This is a genomic window from Mucilaginibacter sp. SG564, assembly GCF_013149275.1.
In the GTDB taxonomy this organism is placed as follows: domain Bacteria; phylum Bacteroidota; class Bacteroidia; order Sphingobacteriales; family Sphingobacteriaceae; genus Mucilaginibacter.
In genome coordinates this window covers 440,348-461,927 of sequence record NZ_JABGNA010000005.1, presented here as the reverse complement: position 1 = coordinate 461,927, position 21,580 = coordinate 440,348, and the positions used below count along the sequence as shown (strand labels likewise).

Sequence of the window (21,580 nt, the reverse complement as noted above, 5' to 3'; positions counted from 1 at the left end):
AAGCTGAAAAAGATGAAAAAAATTAAATATTCAATCATAGCATTAAGTACATTGGTAATGCTGTATAGCTCCAGTTGCAAAAAGCAACTAGATATTAAGCCTCAAAACGATGTTGAGGCAGATCAGGCGATAAAAAACTCTAAAGATGTTGAAGGTGTGCTGATTGGCGCATATACTGCCGCCGCTTTACGGGGTATTTATGGTGGCAGGCTCATGTCAACTACTGATTTTTTGGGCGATGATGGCGATTTCTCCTATTTTGGCTCATTTTCAGAATATACGGAGCTAAGTAATAAAACGATCACTGTTAACAATGCTTTTGTTGAAGGTGTTTGGAATAGTGGCTATAATACTATAAACGTGTGTAATACGGTTTTGGCTAATATCAATTTAGTTGATACTGCGAAAGGTAAAAAGGTAAGGGTACAGGCAGAAGCCAAGTTTTTACGCGGTATGACCTATTTTGACCTGGTAAGGATATTTGGTAAGGCCTGGAATGACGGTACCCCTTCTTCAAACCCTGGCGTACCGATTGTCCTTACACCCACTACTACAATAGCAGGTATACAAAAAGTGAAACGTAATACCGTAGCCGAGGTATATGCGCAAGCTATTGCCGATTTGCAGGAAGCGGAAGCTAATCTTGTAGTTGGGAGATCGACTTATGCAAGCTCATCAGCTGCATCAACTGTTTTAGCGAGGATTTACCTTACCCAGGAAAATTTTGTACTTGCAGAAACTGAAGCATCTAAAGTGATCAACAGCGGTGATTTTACTCTGGTGCCCAAATTTGTTGATGAGTTTCAGGTTCCTCCTCAGGCCACACACGTATTTAATACTTCCGAAGATATTTTTGCTATTCAAATGTCGAGCCAGTCGGGCTTTAATGCACTAAATGAAGTTTTTGCAGCCAGCAATTTTGGCGGGCGTGGCGAAACTGTAATAAATCAACAGCATTTTGACCGTTATGAAGAAGGCGATGACAGGGCCAATGAATTTACAGACTCGGGAGGTGATACCTTTACTTCAAAATTTAACAACCTGTATGGCAATATTCTTTTAATGCGTTTAGCCGAAGTATATTTGATCAGAGCAGAAGCGAGGTTAAGAAAGCCATCTGCTGATTTAACCGGTGCTGCAGCAGATATAAATGTAGTAAGGAACCGGGCTAAATTAGATAATACCACAGCAACAGATTTTGATGGTTTATTTGCTGCCGTTAAGCAGGAACGCAGAGTTGAGCTTGCTTTTGAAGGTTTCAGGTTAAACGACTTAAAACGTTATCATGAATCGGTAATACTCCATGACGATGATGGTAATGTAACTGATACTTACGTGTGGAATTCACCAAAGTTGATATTTCCGATACCTAAACGTGAGCGGGATGCAAATCCGAACTTAACGCAAAACGAAGGTTATCAATAAAATACTATTGAACAAAAAAGCCCTGGCTATATAGGCCGGGGCTTTTTTTGTTATAAGGAAAACAGGCGTATTAAAGCGCATAGTCATTTTTTTAAATTAATTGATTATCACAGAATGCGGATATTATCCTTTGATTATATATGATGAAATGAAGCTGTAGCAGAAGATGGCTAAATAACGGAGCCTTTTTGTTGTTAAAGAAGACTACAAGGAAGCCTCCATACATGAGCTGGAAATATGAGTATAAAAAAAGCCATCTGTTTACCAGATGGCTTTTTTTATAAATAAGAAGAATATTTTATTTTGATTTAAAAGTTTTGGCCTTTTTAACACCGTAATGTGGTTTGCCATTCGGGTAAATTTCCGGCGCGCCAACCAGGGTCATCGCGCAGCGGAAACCGATTTCGGCGCTGGCTTCGTCCTGATCCATAAAGCGACGGGTAGCCGGGTTTAGCCAATAAGCCATATCGTTCCATGAGCCACCCTTGTAAACTTTTGAACGGTTGTTAACAAGCGTAGTGTTTCCGTATAGAGCAAGGTTAACGGTATCCTTGTCTCCCCTCAAATCGGGATTAAATGCTTTACCCGAATTGCGGACAGCTAATTGTGCATTAGCACTTGCCGCATTGGCAGCTGCTACGCTGCCATTTGCTACAGGGGCAGCCTGTGTTGCATTGGTTGAGTCCGGACGCTGACCTTGCAAGGCTAAAAGCTCACTGTATTTTAATTTTCTGTTGGCTTTTGCCGGATCTTTGATCGGGCGACCGTATTTGTCTTTGGCGTAAAGACCTTTTGATGGATCGGCCATACGTTTGTTGGTGTATTCGTTACCACGGAAGGGGTTAAAGTCATCAAACTCTTCAAATGAGGTTTGGCGGTAGGTATCAGCAACCCATTCGTTTACGTTACCAGCCATGTTATACAAACCAAAATCGTTTGGTGCATAGGAGCGTACCGGAGCGGTAATATCGGCCTTGTCATTCAAGTAACCACCAACACCAGCGTTATCACCAGCACCACGTTTAAAGTTAGCCATTATTAAACCACGGGTTTTGCTCTTGGCCGAGCGTACGCCCAAACCATTCCATGGGTACATTTTACCGTCGTCGATGTTTTCAAACTGAGTATTGCCTGCTAAAGCTAAAGCCGCGTATTCCCATTCAGCTTCCGAAGGTAAACGGTAACCTTGTTTTAGTATACCATCTTCCATACGTACTGGCCTTACGGGCTTGCCGTTTTTGCCCGTGCCGGCCTGGGCATTTGGACTCAGATCCGGCATCATTTTCTTGCCGTCAAACCCGGGACCTCTTTGCTGACCGTTAAGGTACATGTCATTATTGTAAGGTTCTGTTGATGCAGCCGGTTGCCCGTTTTTGCCACCATTTAAATCCTTCCAGGCCACCATTCGGCCCGATTCACGTAAAATATTTTCATTGGTACGGTCGGTACGCCATTGGCAATAATCCTGTGCCTGATCCCAGGTTACACCCACTACAGGATAGTCCTGAAAAGCAGGATGACGCAGGTAATTATCTACATAAGGCTCATTGTACGATAAGGGTTTACGCCATACCAGGGTATCGGGCAAAGCATCATAATATAACTCCCGGTCATTCGGGAAAGTGATAGCCGTCCAATGCAGGTAATCAAGCCAATCCTGGTTAGATACCTCGGTTTCATCCATGTAAAAAGATGGGACAGTTACTCTGCGTTTTACGTTATTATAGTCATAAGCAACATCCTGGTCAGCGCTGCCACCCATCACAAAAGTACCACCCTCAATGGGTACCAGACCCGGGCCCGGTGCGGGATGGGTTTGCCTGAACCGCACATAACCACCATTGTTTTTGTCGTTATAAGTGATCCCGGTTTTTTGCGAAGTTTCGTGTTGTTTACTGCAGCTGCTTACCACGGCACTTACAGCCAACAGCACGAAAGCAGTTTTAGTAAAAAGTATTTTCATATTTTTACGGTTATATTATAGGGTAAATTTAGAAAAAAATGGATATAATGCTAATGCACACAACCCATTATTCAAAATAATTCAAACTATTATCAGGCATTTGAACGAAAATTTGTTGAAATTAGTTGCACCGGTTTGCTTTTTTTGATTGAGCAATTATTACAATAGTTCTTTAAAAATGCTGAGTAAATTTTGGGAGTACCTGTATATGAATTAAATTATAAAAGCTAAATTCACCCAATGAAGTTTTCTACCTTTCGCTATCTTGTTTATTCCGTGCTCTTTCTGCTGCCGGTTTCGGCTATTGCGCAAACGCCTGTAGGTACAAGTACTGATGGGAGCAATATTAAGGCGATACCGGTCCAGGTGCCTTTTTTAAATATATCCCCTGATTCTCGTTCGGGAGCTATGGGCGATGCTGGTGTGGCTATTTCACCAGACGTTAACGCCAATTTCTGGAATCCATCCAAACTCGCTTTTCTGGAGAGTAACGATGCACTTTCGCTATCTTATAGCCCTTGGTTACGACATTTGGTGCCCGATATCAGCCTTTCCTACCTGAGCTATGCACATAAACTGAATGATCGTAATACCATTGGAGCATCCCTCCGTTATTTTAATTACGGTTCGGTTCAATTAACAGATGATCAGTCAAATGACCAGGGCACTTATACGCCAAACGAGTTTTCGATAGACGGTTCATTTGCCCGTAAATTTGGCGAGAATCTGTCGCTCGGATTAACGCTGCGTTATATACGTTCAAGCATATCAAGTATATCCTTTGCGCAGGGATCGGGGCAGGTTAACAAGCCGGGTAACGCGATTGCTGCTGATGTATCGTTGTATTATAAAAAGCCCTGGGGTAGTGAAAATCTTTTTGCCTTTGGTGCGCATATCTCCAATATAGGCACAAAAATAGGCTATAGCGATGTAGGACCTAAATACTTTTTACCCACCAATTTAAAATTGGGCGTGGCCAATACCTGGGAGCTTGACGAAACCAATGAATTAACCGCCACTTTTGATATCAATAAATTACTGGTGCCTACACCTCCCATACGCGATGTGAATGGAAATATCATCAAAGGGCACGATGATGATGTATCTGTACCGGCGGGTATATTCCAGTCGTTTGGTGATGCTCCGGGAGGTTTTAGTGAGGAGTTGAAAGAGATCAGCTTTTCGCCTGGGGTTGAATACTGGTATAATCACCAATTCGCGGTTAGGGCCGGGTATTTTTATGAAAACCCAGATAAGGGCGACAGGCACTATCTAACCCTGGGTTTAGGCATGAAGTATAATATTTTTAATTTCGATTTTTCATACCTGGCAGCGAGCCAGCAAAATAGTCCTTTAGCCAATACGCTGCGCTTTACCTTGTCGGCAAATTTTGGCGGTATATCAAATGTGGGTAAACGGTAATGGGTAAGATAAAAGTAGGTTTTGGGTTTGATGTACATCAGTTAAAAGAACAGCACCCATTTGTTTTAGGCGGCGTAAAGCTGGAGCATCATTCCGGTGCTTACGGGCATTCGGATGCCGATGTATTGTTACATGCTATTTGTGATGCCTTACTCGGAGCCGCGAATTTACGCGATATAGGCTTTCATTTTTCCAATACCGACAACCGCTGGAAAGGCATCAGCAGCCTGGTACTGTTACAGCATGTGGTAGTGCTGATCAAAGAGAAGGGTTTTAGTATTGGCAATATCGATGCTATGGTATGCCTGGAAGCGCCCAAGATAAACCCGCACATACCGGCCATGAAAACCTATATAGCCGAGGCCGCGTCCATCAGCGAGGAGGATATATCCATTAAGGCCACTACTAACGAGCAAATGGGCTTTATTGGCCGTGAAGAAGGTGTAGTAGCCTACGCGGTTTGCCTTATTGAACGCGACTAAGGTGTACTCACTGGTATCAGCTGTATCTCTAATATCTTCATTAAACCGGCTTTCTTTATTTCAACCGGTGTAATGCTCAGGCTATGCGCGCCCGGTTCAAGGCTTACAGTACCTAACTCCTGTTCTTTAACCTGTACGCCTTTAGCTATAGCTTCAACGCTGCCTTTTACTTTATGGTTTCCACTACTTAATTCATAAGTGCCTTCATCAACATTATCTGCCGCGTACTTTAAAAGTATTTTATAGGTAGCAGGCTCTATTAGCCTGAAATCCCAGTTTACAGATTGGTTGGTGTTTTTCCAGCCTTCTACATAATAGCTGCTGGTTTTACCGTCACCAAAACCAAAGCCCTTGCCTTCCAGGCGGGCATCAAATGCCAGTAAACGATTGGTTGTTTCACGGCTTGCCAACAAGCGTACGGTATCGGTTTCTATCTTTCCGGTTGTTGTTTCTAATACAATAACCGTGTTGCTGGTATCGGGGGCCTGTGCAGGTAAATGAATGGCCACATCAAGCGGATCGAGCCTGCTAAACTTTAACTCCTTTTTATCAGCCAGCACCCATGCTTTGCTGATCCCGCTTTTTAAGCCACCCACTATCAATTGGCCATTTTTTGGCCAGTTAAATACATGCAGATAAAGCAAGTTGTTTTTTCGGGTTGATACGCCCCAGCTTTGATAGGGTAGTGCGGTTTTAGTTGTTTGATAGATGCTTGCCGAATTTTTGCTCATCCAGCGGCCTATGCCTTGCAGAATAGCTGTATCTTCCGGAGCAAATTCGCCATCACCCATGGGGCCGATATTCATCAAGAGGTTACCCCCGCGTGATGTGGCTTTGGCCAGTAAACGAATAAAAAAGCTTACCGGTTTATGGCTCTTATCAAATTTCGAGTAACCGTATGACTCATTGGTAGTGGGTATAGCTTCCCAATCGCCGATTACAGGGAAAAACTCTGCAGGGCGATCGGCGGTGTTTTTATAATCGCCCAGCTGTAAATTACCGCTGCCCCGTGCCAGTCTTCCGTTCACTATAATATTCGGGTCGGTTTCCCGGATGGCTTTCAGGATGCGGATGTTTTCTGATAGCGGTAGTTTTTGCGGGGTATCAAACCACAATATATCTGGATGATACCTGGTGATGAGTTCTTTGATTTGTGGTATGGCCTTTTTATCTACATAATTAACCGCTTTAGGTAACAGCTCCGGGTGAACATCATACCAGTCGCGGCCGCCAAACAAATTCAGATCGCCTCCGGGGTTCTGGTAATCCCAATCGTTACCAGGCGCATCGGGATGTTCCCAATCAAAGGCATGCGAATAATAAAAGCCGAACTTAATGCCATATTTTTTACAGGCCGCAGCCAGATCAACCATGGGGTCGTGTTTCCAGGCGGTTTGTTTAACCACATTGTAATCAGAAACCTGCGAGTTATACATTGCAAAACCATCATGATGCTTGGCCGTAATGATCAGATACCTCATGCCTGCGTATTTGGCTGCCTGTACCCATTTATCGGCATTAAATTTTGTTGGATCAAAGTGATGCGCCAGTTCCAGGTAGGTTGAACGTGGTATTTTAGCCTTGCGCATCAGGTGCTCGGCATAGCCGCCGATATTTTTACCTTCCCATTCGCCGGCAGGTAAGGAGTATATGCCCCAGTGTATAAATATCCCAAAACGGGCGTCGCGCCACCAGGTTAGCCGGCTGTTCCGTGTTTTCATGGATGCCGGCCACCAGCTTTGCATAGCCTCGTCAATGGCTTTTTGATCGCGGGTTTTAACACTGTTGGCCATGGTTTTATCCTCATCGCCTTTATCCTGCGCTACGGTTGTAAGCGCGGATATACTAAAACATAAAATCAACAGGTATGGAAGCCATGAGGGCCTTATAGCAGGTATCTTATTGGTCATTAGGTAAAAATTGGTACCGACCAATATCGTTTAATTTCCAGCGTATTTAGTTTCCAAATTAAGCATATCTATAAACTCAATTGACATGATGCTTGTCTTGGGAGGGGCTCCTCTAAACGACGAAGCCCTCATGTAACAGCGCATGAAAAGATAGAATAGGTCTTGTTGAGAAATAGCAGGGTGCAGAGCCGACTCACACGGTCTACGCTTCGCTGGACCTGCCTCTCTTCGCCTTCGGCGGAAAGAGAAAAAAGGAATGAAAATCCCCTCTATGCGCGAAGCGGAGAGATGGGTGATAAGCGCAGCGATGTCGGGATGAGTCGATACCGCGCGATTGAGCCACTTCATGGGTTATTACTTTTTGACGAGAGTTGGGTGAGGGGCTTGCTTTGTTCCTCGCAATGACGTGTAGGATTTAAACCTGATTTTCCTTTTCTTTTTCAACCTTTACGTTACCTGTACGTTTCAGTACACCCCAGCCGCTCAGCTCGCCTTTTAATGCTTTTCTGATAGATTTAAACAGAACGTAATACATTAACTGGCGCCACATAAAACGTTGCGGGATAATGTAAATGAGCTTTCTGTAGTCCTCTTTTTCCATCCGGAAGGCGATGATGCCCACGATGAAATCGATCAAAACAAAGGCTATATAGTAGAATAGCATTTTCTCGGGTTTGGCACCAAAAAGGGCAAATATCATCATCAGGTCAGCCAGCGGCGAAAACAGCGGCAATATGATCTGGAAGATCAAAATGTTTGGCATGCCCACCATCCCAAAGAATTTATACTTTTTGTTGAACAGCGCGTCGCGGTTTTTCCAGAAACTCTGGATTACGCCAAAGCTCCAGCGGAAACGTTGTTTCAACAGCATGTTGATGGTTTCGGGGGCTTCGGTATAAGCAATGGCTTCGGCACAATTTTTTACAATATAGCCTTGCTTTAGGATGCGCATGGTGAGGTCGCAATCCTCGGCAAGCGTATCATAAGTAAAACCGCCTGCTTTAAATATTGCCGATTTGCGGAACGCGCCAATGGCTCCCGGCACCACAGTAATACTATTGATCAGGTCAAATGCCCGCCTATCCATGTTTTGCGCCGTAATATATTCTATAGATTGCCAGCGGGTAATGATATTGGTTTCGTTACCTACTTTTACGGTACCCGCTACTGCGCCTATTTCCTCATCGGTAAAATAGGTCATTAAGTGATAAATGGCATCGGTTTTTAGCTGTGTATCGGCATCAATACAAACCACATAATCATTTTGAGCATGGGTAATACCAAAATTAAGTGCCGATGCTTTACCGCCGTTTGGCTTGGTTAGTATTTTAACCAGCGGATTATTGGCATAAGCGGAGTTAACCACTTCAAAGGTTTTATCCTTTGACCCGTCATCCACAAAAATGATCTCAAATGATGGGTATTCTGTTTTTAATAAACTTTGTATGGTAGCAACGGCATTTACCTCTTCGTTATAAGCAGGCACAATAATACTCACCGGTGGCAATGGGAAATTGTTGCCGCGGGCTTTTACCATCTTTTTATTTTCGCCATGCTGCCTTACGGCCAGTACTCCAATTAAAACAATACGGCCAATCGCCAGGAAAATAGCCGATAAAAATATATAGATGAGTATCCAGTTGATATAAAAATAGCCATGCACCGCCACGTCATATACCGGCCCCAGGATACCTGTATGCGGATCATTTGGAATAGGCGGCATCAGATCGGCTTTGGTTTTGCCCAGCACGTCGGCAATGGTGGTAAACTGGTATCCGTGCGATTTAAAGAAATGGATAATTTCGGGCAATGCCTTTACCGTTTCTTCCCGGGTATCGCCACCAGCATCGTGCAGCAATATCATCGAGCCATTATCTTTTTGCCTGATGGTACGGGCAATAATACTGTCGGCTGTTACACCCGGCTGCCAGTCCCAGGGGTCAATAGATTCGCCAATGGTAATATAACTTTGCCTGCGGCTCTCGGCTACTGGGATAACCTCGGCCAGGGTTTGTGGCTCGGCATCGGCATTAAACGGAGGCCTGAAAAGTATGGTGCTTCTTCCGGTTATGGATTCAATAAGCTTACGGGTTGAGTTAAGCTCCAATATAACCCGGTCAAGACTGATGGTTGAGATATCCGGGTGGAAGAATGTATGGTTACCTATCTCATAGCCTTCCTCATATTCACGCCGCACCAGCTGCATGTTCTTTTCGGCCATGGAGCCCACCACGAAGAAAGCTGCCGGTACATTTTCCTTTTTAAGGATATCTAAAATACGTGGCGTAAAATCCGGATCGGGGCCATCATCAAAAGTTAAAACTACTTTTTTAGGGGCATAGCCATAGCGGCGTATTACGTACTTGGTGGGTAGTTTAATATACTGTTGATTGGTAATGGTATAGCTGCCGGTATCCAGTTTTACGTCTATCTGGCCCGTAGTAGGAGTAGTGATGAGATCCAAAACTTCGCCTTCGCCATCATAATCAACATTCACACGGTTATTTAAACCTACCGTAGTTAGCTTTTTAAGATCGATGCCTGTTTTTCTTAAAGAGTCTATCGAAAGATTCTTTTGGAAATACGACCATAAACGCGGATCCTCAGATCCCAGGCGCCATAAAGCTACACCACCGGTGGCCCAATCGTCGGCCATTCGGATAACGTTGAAATTGGTAGCGGCGTCTGTAAAATAAGTGGTATGTGGAAGGCCATTCTGGTCGACATAATTAAAATGCAGGTTGGCCGATAGCGGGTCAAAAATAATTTTACTTTGTTTTTCCTGCGCGGTACTTATAGCTTGCTGGTAACCTATGGCATGGCCAACACTCTTTTCGGGCCAGTCGTATCCGCCCGCGGCAAAAGTTAAAATAACTTTTTCGCTGGGCACCTGGCTGCAAACGTCGTCCAGTATCTGTTCAACCCAGTGCTGATTTGACAGGTCGCCGGCATTGGTGGCATCATAGTGCTCATCAATAGCCATTACAAACAAAAAGTCGTTAAAATGCTGTAATTTCTTTAGGTTATAGGCTTCATCATCGGGCACCACATTTTGGGTTACCAGGAAATTTTTGGCGTGCAGAGCCTTGTAAAGTTCCTGCAAAAAGGTAAGGTACTCTGCGCTGTTGCGATCTTTAATTTCATTAAAATCAACATTAATACCTTGGAATTTATGTTTAGTAAGGCTATTGATAATGCTGTTAATAAAGCCTGTACGGAGTTTTTTGCTTTTGATGATCCGTTCAACATCTTTACTGTCAAAACCGCCGCTTACGTTGTTATAGTTAACGTAGTTAGAAAGCATAATGAGCACTGGCTTATTAAACTTTTTATTGATGTTGACAAGCCCGGTATCAATTTTAGTAATTACGGTATCAACTTTGGGTGCTATCGAAAAACCTTCGCTTACCACCATATCCAGGTGACCGAGATTGGTGATGAGTGAATTATAAGCCTGAGGATCCCAGGCCAGGTAAAAGGCCGCGTTAATACGGTCTTTATTATTAGGATGCTTGAGTTGGTGCAAACGACGGGTTCGCTCCATGGCCTCAATTTCAGACTTTTGTATATTGAAGTACTTGAACTTGGTTGACCGTTTTAACTGGTCAAGTTCTTCTTTCGACATTTTTTTCGGGGCCGGGTTCAGGTTGGGCAGATCGGGGTAATAAGTTGATTTGATGGTAACTATTACGGCTATTATCCCAATTACAAGTACTGCAAGAAGTATGCGGCTGAGCCACTTGAATTTATTCCATCTACCTGGTGAATCGGCTTGAAAAACTTGCTTGTTTGAAGACATTAAGTGAGTTTACTTCTAAATTTAAAAGTACGGGTTACAAATGAAGATTTAATGAATGGTATTGTTGATTATTTATGCGCGTTCTCTGGCTCGATACCAGAAAAATCAACTCCACATTTACAATTACCACCACACCCCTTTTTCGCGGTCAGGCTTTTATACAGCATACGGCCGATGTAAAAGACTGCGCCAGCAAAAAGAATAATTACTATAATGGTTTGAATATTCATGTCGCAAAAATACTACATTTTTAATATATACAATATTATACGTACAGACGCTCTAATTAGTATAAAGTTTAACGCTGCATAAAGGCAATTGTTCCGCCTACCCAGTCAAAATTTTGATTATAACGCACGCCTATCATTTTGCCACGGCTAAGTCTGGCCAGGTTAATGGCCAGCGTAGGCTTAGCATCGCCATCGGGCCATAGATAAAGTAAGCGTATCTCGGCCTTAACACCGCCATCCGGTGCTTGTACTACCGGCTCATAATTTACTTTTTGTTGTAATATCCAGTTTTCGGGATCAGTAATATTATTAATATCATCGGCGGTTACGTCAATGATCACCCCCTGACCCGCGAAAGAGAACAAGGGTTTAAGTACATAATTCTCCAGGTCGGTAGGTATTGGCGTTACCTGGTGTAAAAATCGTGTTTTGGGAATATAATCGCCATGCAGGTAAGGCATGGTAAATTTACTAATACGGTAAAACCAGTTTGGGTGAGTTATCCACTCAACATCAAGCGGCTGGCGTATATCAACAACCTTGTCAAAAATATTTTCGTCGCCGTCTATCTCATCAAATATCAACCGGTTATACATACGACGGATGCGTTTTTTTTGACCATTTGCTTCGTAAAAAAGCTGGTCGCCCTGTTGTTGCAGATCACTCAGCGAAATAACGGGAATGCCCAGGTAGCGCTGGGTGATATAAAAATCAACCGAGGTTTTTTGTTCAGGCGCGTTTACATCCATCAAAACCACTTCGTCGGGCTGATAGGGGCCAAGGATGGTTTTTTTGAGCAGATCAAAGTAGGATTGATCATTAAGGCCATTAAAATAGATGGTTTTGTTTGTATCGATATTGAATACTTCACGATAGGTATTGCCCAAATGAACCTGGAAACCATACAAAGAAGGGAAGCCCTGCAGTTCGATCAATTTAGGGACTATCCGGCCATCGGCATCCTTACAAACACCAAAATCAAGTGCGATGAAATGTGGATGGGCATTTTCATTGGGCAGGCGCCACTTATCAGGTATGGATCGTTCTGTAAGTTCCTTAAACCCGGCTTGTAAAATGGTATCCATGATGCCCTCGCCGGCAGCCATGAGTTTATCGCGAAAGTCATCAGTCAGGAAAACCGGTGTTTCTGCTACACGAAATAATACGGGATTGCGCAGACCATCGTTAAGGCGGGTTAAAAAGCCCTCGTATTTTTCTGTCGTAAAGTGCCGGTTAAATGTTGCTCTGGCTGATGGATCCATAGGTATAGGGTATAAAACAAACTTAACTATTTAATGAGCAAGGAACAAAAATCCATTCTCCTTTTACCTCAATTTTTCATTAATTTGCTTTGTCAATTAAAACCTGGCAACACTATTTAATGCAAAAAAACAAGAAAAAGATCGCGGTTGTTGGCGGAGGGAGTTGGGCTACAGCCAATATTAAAATGCTGGCTGATAATACTACAGAAAAGGAGATTTTTTGGTGGATGCGGAATGTACAGGCGGTGGAACATTTGCATAAATTTGGGCATAACCCGCATTATTTAAGCTCGGTTGAAATTAAACTGCCCAAACAAAATATCTCGGTTAATCTTAAGCAGATCATACAGCATGCTGATATTATTTTGCTGAATGTACCAGCCGCATTTTTAAAAGATGCCTTGACGGGTATAACCCCTGCCGATCTGGCCGGTAAAAAAATAGTATCAGCCATAAAAGGAATCGTGCCTGATGAAAATCTGATTATTGGTGATTTCTTAAACCAGAAGATGGGCGTTTCGTTTAATGATTTTATGGTGATCAGCGGTCCCTGCCATGCCGAGGAAGTAGCGCTTGAAAAGCTCTCTTATCTTACCATCGCATCAGGAGATGCCGAACTGGCTGCTGAGTTTGCAGGCATGATCAATACCCGTTATATCAAAACCATCGTATCTGATGATATATATGGTACGGAATACGGCGCTGTGTTAAAAAATGTTTATGCCATTGCCAGTGGTATTTGCCATGGTGTGGGCTATGGCGATAATTTTCAGGCAGTACTAATATCAAACGCTATACGCGAGCTGGAACGTTTTGTTGCTGCGGTGCACCCGATCAACAGGGACATTAAAGAATCGGCCTACCTGGGCGATCTGCTGGTGACCGCGTATTCGCAGTTTAGCCGCAACCGTACTTTTGGCAATATGATAGGTAAGGGGTATACAGTAAAATCGGCCCAACTGGAAATGAATATGATAGCCGAAGGATATTATGCAGTAAATTGCCTACACGAGGTGAATAAACAATACAATGTGGATATGCCTATATGTGATGCTGTTTATGCCATTTTATATGGGAAAAGCTCTCCGGTATTGGAAATGAGCAATTTGGCAGAAAAATTGAGTTGATTATTTTATTAAATTAGTAATAAACTTAATTACCGTTCCTTATGAAAAATCTATTCAAAATTACCCTCCTTGCTGCGTGTGTATTTATGATATCCCCAGCCTTTTCACAAACTAAAACCAAAAAGGATACCAGCTTCTTTAAAAAAGTGGGCGACAAGACTGGTAAAGTGGCTACATCAGTTGGTCATAAAACAGCCGAAATTGCATCCAAAGGCGCGGCGGCCGTAGCTGATAAAAAGTATGCTGATAAGGTGGGGCCAAGGGGGCAAACCATTTATATTGATAAGAATTCAAAATATTTCTATGTCAATAAAAAGGGTAAACACATCTATATTAGCAAAAGCAAATTGAAAGATAAACCTGTTGAGAAAAAATAACAAAATCTGGTAATACGGATTGCCACGGGTATAAAAATTAAATATGAAACATAAAGCTTTATTGATCCCCGCAGTTGGATTGATATTATTGGTTTTTGCCTGCAACAGTGCGCCTGAACACCCGGTTAACAAAAAACTGGTGGGCAAATGGCAGTCAAAAGATGGCGAAACCAAGCTTGAAATAACCGATAAAGGATTTACGATGGACGATGGCAAGCCTGTTACGGAAGACTACTTTGTAACGAATGATACCATTTTTACATCGTACCAGGGCAGCAGGCCGTTTACCAAATTCCTGATCAAAAATCTGGACGATCATAAGCTGACGCTGTTTTACCCAGACTCTGACCTGGTAGAATTTAGTCGTTAAAAGAGTCAAGTCATTAGAATCAAGAGTCAAGAAAATAAAATATAGTTTTGCCTTGATTCAGATGGCTGCTCAAAATCCTCATTAAAAACAAAAGCCTTCATGCTGCTGATGCGGCTGAAGGCTTTGTTAACAAAACTAAACTAAAACTATGCTTCTTTACCAGAGAAGCTACATGAAAAACTATTTTCTTTTTAGAATCAAGAAGTAAGATTCAAGAATCAGGACAAAATTGCCATTGTTTCTGGCTTTCGGTCCTGACTCCTGACTCTCATCTCCTGACTCTTTAAATTAGAATCTTCTGCGACGTTCCGGACGTTCCTCGCGGGGTTTTCCAGAGAAATCACGGAAACCACCACCAGAGCCGTTTCTTTCGCCACCACGGTAACCACCGCCTTCACGGCGTTCGCCACCACGGTAACCGCCACCGCCTTCGCGACGCTCACCACCACGGTATCCGCCTTCACGACGTTCGCCACCGCCACGGTATCCACCGCCGCTGCTGCGATTATCACTGGTGCCTTCGCCAGATATTTCTATCCTTACCGGACGGCCTTTGTATTCGATCTCTTTATAAGCAGTCATTACTTTTTCTACATCCTCATGCGGAACTTCGAAAAATGAGTAAACGCCTTTTACATCAATTTTACCAACAGTACGGCCGCTTATTTTGGTGGTGTTACAAATGTAACCCAGCAAATCGCCGCGGTTAAATTCATCAACAGAACCTAAGTTTATAAATAAACGGGTGTAAGCTGATTTGCCACCTGAAGTGCGTTCGCCACGGTCTTCAAAACGACGGCCTTCTTCAACACTTGCGTTCAAATCAGGAGCGTTTTTGTAATAATCCAGGAAGCGGTTAAACTCGATAGAAGCAAAACGTTTGATAAACTCTTCTTTGCTTACATCTTTAAACTCCTCGATGATACGTGGCAGGTATTGCTCAATCTGCTCGTCGTTAACGGTAACGTTATGTACTTTATGTACAATAGAGAACAGTTGTTTTTCGCAAACGTCAAAACCTGTGGGGATCTCGGCTTTTGAAAACTTTTTACCAATAACACGTTCAATCTGGCGAATTTTGCCAAGCTCTTTACCGTTAACGATAGAGATAGATACACCAGTTTTACCGGCACGGGCGGTACGACCGCTACGGTGGGTGTAATTCTCAATCTCGTCTGGTAACGAGTAGTTGATTACGTGGGTAACATCATTAACGTCGATACCACGGGCGGCAACGTCTGTAGCTATTAATAGCTGCAGGTTACGCTCACGGTAACGTTTCATAACTTTATCACGTTGTTGTTGCGATAAATCGCCGTGTAAAGAATCGGCATTGTAACCGTCTTTGATCAGCGCTTCTGCAATATCCTGGGTCTCTATCTTGGTACGGCAAAAAACAATACCAAAAATATCGGGGTTAAAATCAACAATACGTTTAAACGCGGCATACTTGTCACGGGCACGTACTATATAGTATTCGTGCTCAATGTTGGCATTACCGGTGTTTTTGGTGCCCATAGTCAGCTCAAACGGATTCTCCATGTATTTTTTGGCGATCCGCCTAACTTCGGCAGGCATCGTGGCTGAAAACAGCCAGGTTTTTTTCTCGTCGGGCGTGGTAGATAAGATATTATCAATGTCTTCCTGAAAGCCCATATTGAGCATTTCATCAGCTTCATCCAATACTACGTATTTTACCTGCGAAAAATCTATCGCCTTGCGATTGATGATATCAAGCATACGGCCAGGTGTGGCCACTACAATCTGTACACCGCGTTTGATTTGGCGTAACTGATCAGAAATACTTGCACCACCATACACAGCAACAACGTGTACGTTGTTCATTTGCTTGGCGTAATTTTTAATGTCGTTCGTGATCTGTAAACAAAGTTCACGTGTTGGGCATAAAACAAGTGCCTGTGGATGATTTTCTTCGAAATCCAACAGCTCTAATAATGGTAGGCCAAAGGCAGCAGTCTTACCGGTCCCGGTTTGGGCTAATCCGACAAAATCGTTGCTGCCTGTTAACAATACCGGAATTGACTGTTCCTGGATTGGCGTTGGGTTTTCAAACCCTAACTCAGAGATGGCATTAACAATATCATGACGGATTCCCAGTTGAATAAATGGGTTCATGAATTAAAATAACGAATTTGGCAACATCGCCAAATCGGGCGCAAAGATAGAGTTTATATTTTTTAAAAACAATAGCTTGTTGAATTTTTAAAAATATGGTAACTTTTTGATAATTTGAGAGTTAAGCGATAAGCGGGTGCCCGGGTGTTATTCAAATTGAATTTCAATTTGGCAGTCGATTTTTTTTATGTAGGTTTAAAGCCGTTAATTAAGCTGAAATGAACGATCTGGAGTTATATTTTAATAAAAATGATAAGCGGGTAATTTATAAATGGGCTCATTATTTTGATGTTTATGAGCGTCATTTTAGTAAATACCGTGGTAAAGATATTGTGATATTGGAAATAGGTACCCTGCATGGCGGTAGCCTGCAAATGTGGAAAAGCTATTTTGGCGATAAAGCGAAAATTTATGGAATGGATATTAACCCGGCTTGTAAAGCGGTGGAGGAAGAAAATATTAAAGTACTGATAGGCTCACAAACAGATCGTAACTTTTTAAGGCAGGTGAAGCAGGAAATTCCACCGATCGATATTTTAATTGACGATGGGGGGCATACCATGCTGCAGCAAATTGTATCATACGAGGAGCTTTTTGATCATGTTAAACCCGATGGTGTATACCTGTGCGAGGATGTTCATACCTCATACTGGCTAAAATACGGAGGTGGTCATAAAAGGCGTGGCAGCTTTATCGAATACTCTAAAAATTTTATTGATCAGCTGAACGCTTATCATTCGGTCGAAAAATCGTTGCCGGTTAGCTCATTCACCCGTTCGGTAAATTCTGTTCATTATTACGATTCGATTGTGGTTGTAGAGAAACGCCCGACGCCGCAGCCTACATCATCACAAACCGGAACCATCAAAACTCCGCCCATGAACCTGGAAGCCCATGGTATGGCAAAAGTTAAAAAGAACTTGAGGTACCGCTTAAAACATATAGCTAATGTGATAACAGCTTTCTTTAAACTGCCGTTCAAAAAAGGAAGTTTCGACTATTCTTAGGGGACTGTTGGACTTTGGGATTTTAGGACTTTGGATTTGAAGAGCAAAGAGTAGGGGTTTGTGGAATAAAGAACCAAGAGGGTAATAAAAAAAGGAGCAAAGATTAGGGATAAATATTTTTATGTCCTTAATATTTGCTCCTTTTATGTTTTATCAAAAACGTTTGGCCTTAATCCTCTGGTCATGAAAATTTCAAAGTCCCTCGGTCTTATAGTCCTAAAATCCTACAGTCTAACAAAAAATTATCTCAATCTATCGGCTGATCGCACCAGCTTATCGTCGCGTTGTATACTTTTGGCTGCCAGTATAAGCAGTACAATACTTAGTGAGGTAAGGAAGATGCCTATGCCCATGGTATGGGTATCAAGCTGTCCACTGCCTATAATATTTTTAACGGTTTGGGCCATCCAGTAGCTGTATCCTATTAATGCCGCTATGGCTACGTAGCAAATAGTAATTTGCTGTTTGCGGTTTTTGTATAAAAAGATAATTGCCAGGGGAATAAGGGCTACAATAGCGGTTACGGCGGTAAGTGCTGTAAAAGATTCTGTGTTTTGCTGGGCTCCGTTTACATCCTGAAATATGCCGGTAACCATAATGCTTACAGGTTTGCCGGCAACATAAACGTTATGGGCCAACGGAAAAAAGAAAAGCGCGAACAGCACGAGGCTGGCAAATAACAGATAAATGCTTTGAATACGTTGCAGCATGATATTTAATAAATTATATGGGCAAATATAATTGTTTTTAGCCCCCTAACCCCCTGAAGGGGGAATTTTTGATATGCCTGTCCGAAATCTGCCAATTTGAAATCATTAACTTTGCTTCGTGACCAATAAACAACGTTATTTTATTGAACTGGCTTATGATGGCACCCATTATCATGGCTGGCAGATACAGCAAAACGCAATAAGCGTACAGGAACTATTAAATAAGGCCCTGGCTACTATTCTGCGGCAGCCGGTTGAAACTACTGGTTGCGGCCGTACAGATACGGGTGTACACGCCCGGGAGTTTTTTGCACATTTTGATGTGGAGGTCCATAGTCCATTGACCATAGACGATAGTCTGAAAACGAACGAAAGTGAATCTATGAACCATGGACTATCGACTATCGACTATGGACTAAAAGTGCGAGGTCTCAATTCCCTTCTTCCGCCTGATATTGCTATAAAAAACATCATCCCGGTTCATGCCGAAGCGCATGCAAGATTCGATGCCACACAGCGTTCCTATCAATACCATATCCATTTTCAGAAGGATCCGTTTTTGCATGGCTATTCGTGGCTGGTACGCGATGTGCCCGATACGGTGTTGATGAACCAGGCGGCAGGTATTATTATGGAGTATACCGATTTTAGTTGTTTCAGTAAATCAAATACGCAGGTAAAAACCAACAATTGTAAAATAACCCGGGCCGAGTGGGTGAAAACAGAACGGGGTATTGTTTTTCATATTTCAGCCGACAGGTTTTTGCGTAATATGGTAAGAGCCATCGTTGGTACATTAATAATGGTAGGGCGCCATGAAATAGAACCCGAAACTGTACGTGCCATTATTGAGAGCAAAAACAGGTCAAACGCTGGTACCAGCGTGCCTGCGTGCGGCTTATATTTAACCGAGGTGAAATACCCATTTTTAGTATCAGGTAGTTAATATCAAGTAGTACGATTTTTTGTCTTGATAATTACGATGTTGCAATCTGCAAACACAATTGATCTGTTTTTATTCGATATTTGCTAAGCTAAGGTCTTGATACTTGATACTAATTACTTGATACTATGTCGGAAGTAACCGGAAAAGCGCTTGATTGGAAACTGTTAAAACGGGTAATGCATTATGTAAAGCCGTATAACAGCACGTTTGTAATTTCGGCGTTTCTGACCATTTTCCTGGCAGGCGGCGCGTTGCTGCAACCCATCCTGATACAACACACGCTGGATAACGATATCCTGAATGATAATTACGATGGGCTACTTCTTATGGTTATATTGATGATAGCACAACTCATGGTATTAACCATTGCCCAATATTATCAAACTTATTTAACCAACGCCCTGGGGCAATCTGTTATCCGTGATCTTCGAATTGATATTTTTAACCACATTACCAGTTTGCGCCTGAAGTATTTTGATCGTACGCCTATAGGTATGCTTATTACCCGTACGGTATCAGACCTGGAAACCATTGCCGATATTTTTTCGGAAGGGCTGATCTCTATCATGGGGGATATGCTGCTGGTGTTCGCGGTGATCGGCTTTATGTTATATGAGGATTGGAAGCTGGCGCTCATTACACTGATCCCGATGCCGTTCCTGTTTGCATCAACCTATGTTTTTAAGGAGGCTATTAAATCCTCCTTCCAGGATGTACGTACTCAAGTGGCCCGGTTGAATACTTTTCTGGCCGAACATATCTCGGGTATTGGTATCATTCAATTGTTTGCCCGCGAAGATCAGGAAATGCGGAAGTTTAAGGAAGTTAACCTGAAATATCGTGATGCCAACATCCGCTCCAATTGGTATTATTCTATATTTTTTCCGGTGGTCGAAATTCTGTTTGCCATTTGTATGGGTCTGCTGGTATGGTATGGTTGTAAAAGAATGTTGTCTGATAGTCAGCTGGCTGCTATTTCGGCAAGACCGGGCGGTATCACCCCTGGTGTTATTACCAGCTTTATCGTATTGCTTAACATGTTGTTCAGGCCAATACGTCAACTGGCTGATAAGTTTAACACCTTGCAAATGGGTATGGTGGGTGCCGACAGGATATTTAAAGTGCTTGATACCGATGAAGTTGCTGTAGATACCGGCGAGATTAAAACCGGCAGGCTGCAGGGCGATATTGAATTTAGCAAAGTATGGTTTGCCTATAATGACGAGAACTGGGTTTTAAAAGATATCAACTTTCACATTAAACCAGGTGAAACGTTGGCGCTGGTAGGAGCCACTGGCGCAGGTAAATCATCAACCATTAATATCCTGAACCGCTTTTACGAGATAGGGGCAGGTAGCGTAAAAGTTGACGGTCACGATATTCACGATTACCAGGTGGAGTTTTTACGATCGCAGATCGCAACCGTGATACAAGATGTGTTTTTGTTTACCGATACCATTGCCAATAACATCAGTCTGAATAATCATTCCATAACACGTGAACAAATCATAGCTGCGGCCAAAGATGTTGGCGCGCATGAATTTATTGAACGCTTGCCTGGTGGTTACGACTATAACGTAATGGAAAGAGGCTCTACACTTTCGGCAGGGCAATCGCAGTTGATCTCCTTTATCAGAGCACTGGTGTATAATCCTGCTATTTTGGTTTTGGATGAAGCCACCTCATCTGTAGATACTGAAACCGAAATGCTGATCCAGAATGCCATCAATAAACTGATGCAGGGACGTACAGCTATTGTAATAGCTCACCGTCTTTCCACCATCCAAAACGCCGACCGTATTATTGTACTTGATCACGGCGAGATTATGGAGAGCGGCACCCATCAGGAACTCCTCAAAATTGAGAACGGGCATTACCGCAAGCTGTATGATCTGCAGTTTAATTCGGCTGGGATAGCGAGATAGACCTCACCCAACCCTCTCCAAAGGAGAGGACTACAAAAACATTTTTAAAAAGTCCTCTCCTTTGGAGAGGATTTAGGAGAGGTCGGCGCAGTCTTTATCGGTTCAACAGGTTGCTCTTCTTTCTCGTGTTTTTTGGCGATGTCGCCGCCATGCGGTTTATCGGCATGATATTGTTTGTCTTCCTTGCGCACTTTGCTTTTACCGCCATTGTCATTCGGCCTTTTAGTTGGCGTGTCGGCAGGCGAAGGCTTATTGGGTGAATTTGCTGGCTTTGTCATGTAGTGATAACAAGTGATAGAATGCTTTGTTTACGATTGTCTGAACCCGGATTAACTCCGTTGAGAGTTGCGCCGTTTATTGAATTAGAAAAATGGACAGAATTGCCGAACAAATTCAAAAAACTCCTTAATTCGACAAATTCGGGTTCAGACAAATAGTTAATAAATGTTAAAACTGACTGCCCTAAAAGCTATTAAACTATATTTATAA

Annotated in this window: 17 protein-coding genes; 9 read left to right on the top strand and 8 right to left on the bottom strand. The window is 42.8% G+C overall.

Annotated features, from left to right (window positions below):
* Positions 1-12: 12 nt before the first annotated feature.
* A complete protein-coding gene (locus FHW89_RS14385) occupies positions 13-1,425 on the top strand; it encodes a RagB/SusD family nutrient uptake outer membrane protein (protein ID WP_172335737.1) in 1,413 nt (470 codons plus the stop codon).
* Between the two features lie 298 nt (positions 1,426-1,723).
* On the opposite strand, the gene FHW89_RS14380 is transcribed toward FHW89_RS14385, so the two are convergent.
* Entirely contained in the window at positions 1,724-3,388 is a 1,665-nt protein-coding gene (locus tag FHW89_RS14380; protein WP_172335736.1) for an SUMF1/EgtB/PvdO family nonheme iron enzyme, read from the bottom strand.
* A 240-nt stretch (positions 3,389-3,628) separates the two neighbouring features.
* Here FHW89_RS14380 and porV point away from each other — a divergent pair, with 240 nt between their 5' ends.
* Both porV and ispF read left to right on the top strand, forming a co-directional pair.
* The gene (porV, locus tag FHW89_RS14375; protein ID WP_172335735.1) at positions 3,629-4,810 is read left to right on the top strand and encodes a type IX secretion system outer membrane channel protein PorV; all 1,182 of its coding nucleotides are present in this window, start codon (positions 3,629-3,631) and stop codon (positions 4,808-4,810) included.
* Positions 4,810-5,292: a 2-C-methyl-D-erythritol 2,4-cyclodiphosphate synthase gene (gene ispF / locus FHW89_RS14370; RefSeq protein WP_076375898.1), complete on the top strand. Its 483-nt coding sequence runs from the start codon at positions 4,810-4,812 to the stop codon at positions 5,290-5,292. The genes porV and ispF overlap by 1 nt, the downstream gene beginning before the upstream one ends.
* Here the strand turns inward: ispF and FHW89_RS14365 are convergent.
* The 4 genes from FHW89_RS14365 to FHW89_RS14350 all read right to left on the bottom strand — a co-directional run bounded on the left by FHW89_RS14365 (position 5,289) and on the right by FHW89_RS14350 (position 12,493).
* Entirely contained in the window at positions 5,289-7,202 is a 1,914-nt protein-coding gene (locus tag FHW89_RS14365; RefSeq protein WP_172335734.1) for an alpha-L-fucosidase, read from the bottom strand. The genes ispF and FHW89_RS14365 overlap by 4 nt on opposite strands.
* 415 nt (positions 7,203-7,617) lie before the next feature.
* The gene (locus FHW89_RS14360) at positions 7,618-11,001 is read right to left on the bottom strand and encodes a glycosyltransferase (RefSeq protein WP_172335733.1); all 3,384 of its coding nucleotides are present in this window, start codon (positions 10,999-11,001) and stop codon (positions 7,618-7,620) included.
* A 68-nt stretch (positions 11,002-11,069) separates the two neighbouring features.
* On the bottom strand, positions 11,070-11,231 hold the full coding sequence (locus tag FHW89_RS14355; RefSeq protein WP_172335732.1) for a FeoB-associated Cys-rich membrane protein: 162 nt from the start codon (positions 11,229-11,231) through the stop codon (positions 11,070-11,072).
* Between the two features lie 68 nt (positions 11,232-11,299).
* Positions 11,300-12,493 (bottom strand): hypothetical protein, encoded by a 1,194-nt coding sequence (locus FHW89_RS14350; RefSeq protein WP_172335731.1) that lies wholly within the window; start codon positions 12,491-12,493, stop codon positions 11,300-11,302.
* 119 nt (positions 12,494-12,612) lie between these two features.
* Here FHW89_RS14350 and FHW89_RS14345 point away from each other — a divergent pair, with 119 nt between their 5' ends.
* Genes FHW89_RS14345 through FHW89_RS14335 form a run of 3 tightly spaced genes read left to right on the top strand, consistent with a single transcriptional unit; the run spans position 12,613 to position 14,367 of the window.
* Complete coding sequence (locus FHW89_RS14345; RefSeq protein WP_172335730.1) at positions 12,613-13,620, top strand: NAD(P)H-dependent glycerol-3-phosphate dehydrogenase; 1,008 nt, start codon at positions 12,613-12,615, stop codon at positions 13,618-13,620.
* 41 nt (positions 13,621-13,661) lie between these two features.
* A complete protein-coding gene (locus FHW89_RS14340; protein WP_172335729.1) occupies positions 13,662-13,997 on the top strand; it encodes a hypothetical protein in 336 nt (111 codons plus the stop codon).
* A 43-nt stretch (positions 13,998-14,040) separates the two neighbouring features.
* Entirely contained in the window at positions 14,041-14,367 is a 327-nt protein-coding gene (locus tag FHW89_RS14335; RefSeq protein WP_172335728.1) for a hypothetical protein, read from the top strand.
* A gap of 288 nt (positions 14,368-14,655) precedes the next feature.
* On the opposite strand, the gene FHW89_RS14330 is transcribed toward FHW89_RS14335, so the two are convergent.
* Entirely contained in the window at positions 14,656-16,503 is a 1,848-nt protein-coding gene (locus FHW89_RS14330; protein ID WP_172335727.1) for a DEAD/DEAH box helicase, read from the bottom strand.
* A gap of 218 nt (positions 16,504-16,721) precedes the next feature.
* Here FHW89_RS14330 and FHW89_RS14325 point away from each other — a divergent pair, with 218 nt between their 5' ends.
* Positions 16,722-17,510: a class I SAM-dependent methyltransferase gene (locus FHW89_RS14325; protein WP_172335726.1), complete on the top strand. Its 789-nt coding sequence runs from the start codon at positions 16,722-16,724 to the stop codon at positions 17,508-17,510.
* A gap of 242 nt (positions 17,511-17,752) precedes the next feature.
* Here FHW89_RS14325 and FHW89_RS14320 read toward each other — a convergent pair whose 3' ends face one another.
* On the bottom strand, positions 17,753-18,220 hold the full coding sequence (locus FHW89_RS14320) for a DUF4293 domain-containing protein (protein ID WP_172335725.1): 468 nt from the start codon (positions 18,218-18,220) through the stop codon (positions 17,753-17,755).
* 118 nt (positions 18,221-18,338) lie between these two features.
* On the opposite strand from FHW89_RS14320, the gene truA reads away from it, so the two are divergent.
* Positions 18,339-19,166, top strand: a complete 828-nt coding sequence (gene truA / locus FHW89_RS14315) for a tRNA pseudouridine(38-40) synthase TruA (RefSeq protein ID WP_172335724.1) — start codon at positions 18,339-18,341, stop codon at positions 19,164-19,166.
* A 125-nt stretch (positions 19,167-19,291) separates the two neighbouring features.
* On the top strand, positions 19,292-21,091 hold the full coding sequence (locus tag FHW89_RS14310) for an ABC transporter ATP-binding protein (RefSeq protein WP_172335723.1): 1,800 nt from the start codon (positions 19,292-19,294) through the stop codon (positions 21,089-21,091).
* A 44-nt stretch (positions 21,092-21,135) separates the two neighbouring features.
* On the opposite strand, the gene FHW89_RS14305 is transcribed toward FHW89_RS14310, so the two are convergent.
* A complete protein-coding gene (locus FHW89_RS14305) occupies positions 21,136-21,369 on the bottom strand; it encodes a hypothetical protein (RefSeq protein ID WP_172335722.1) in 234 nt (77 codons plus the stop codon).
* Positions 21,370-21,580: the final 211 nt, after the last annotated feature.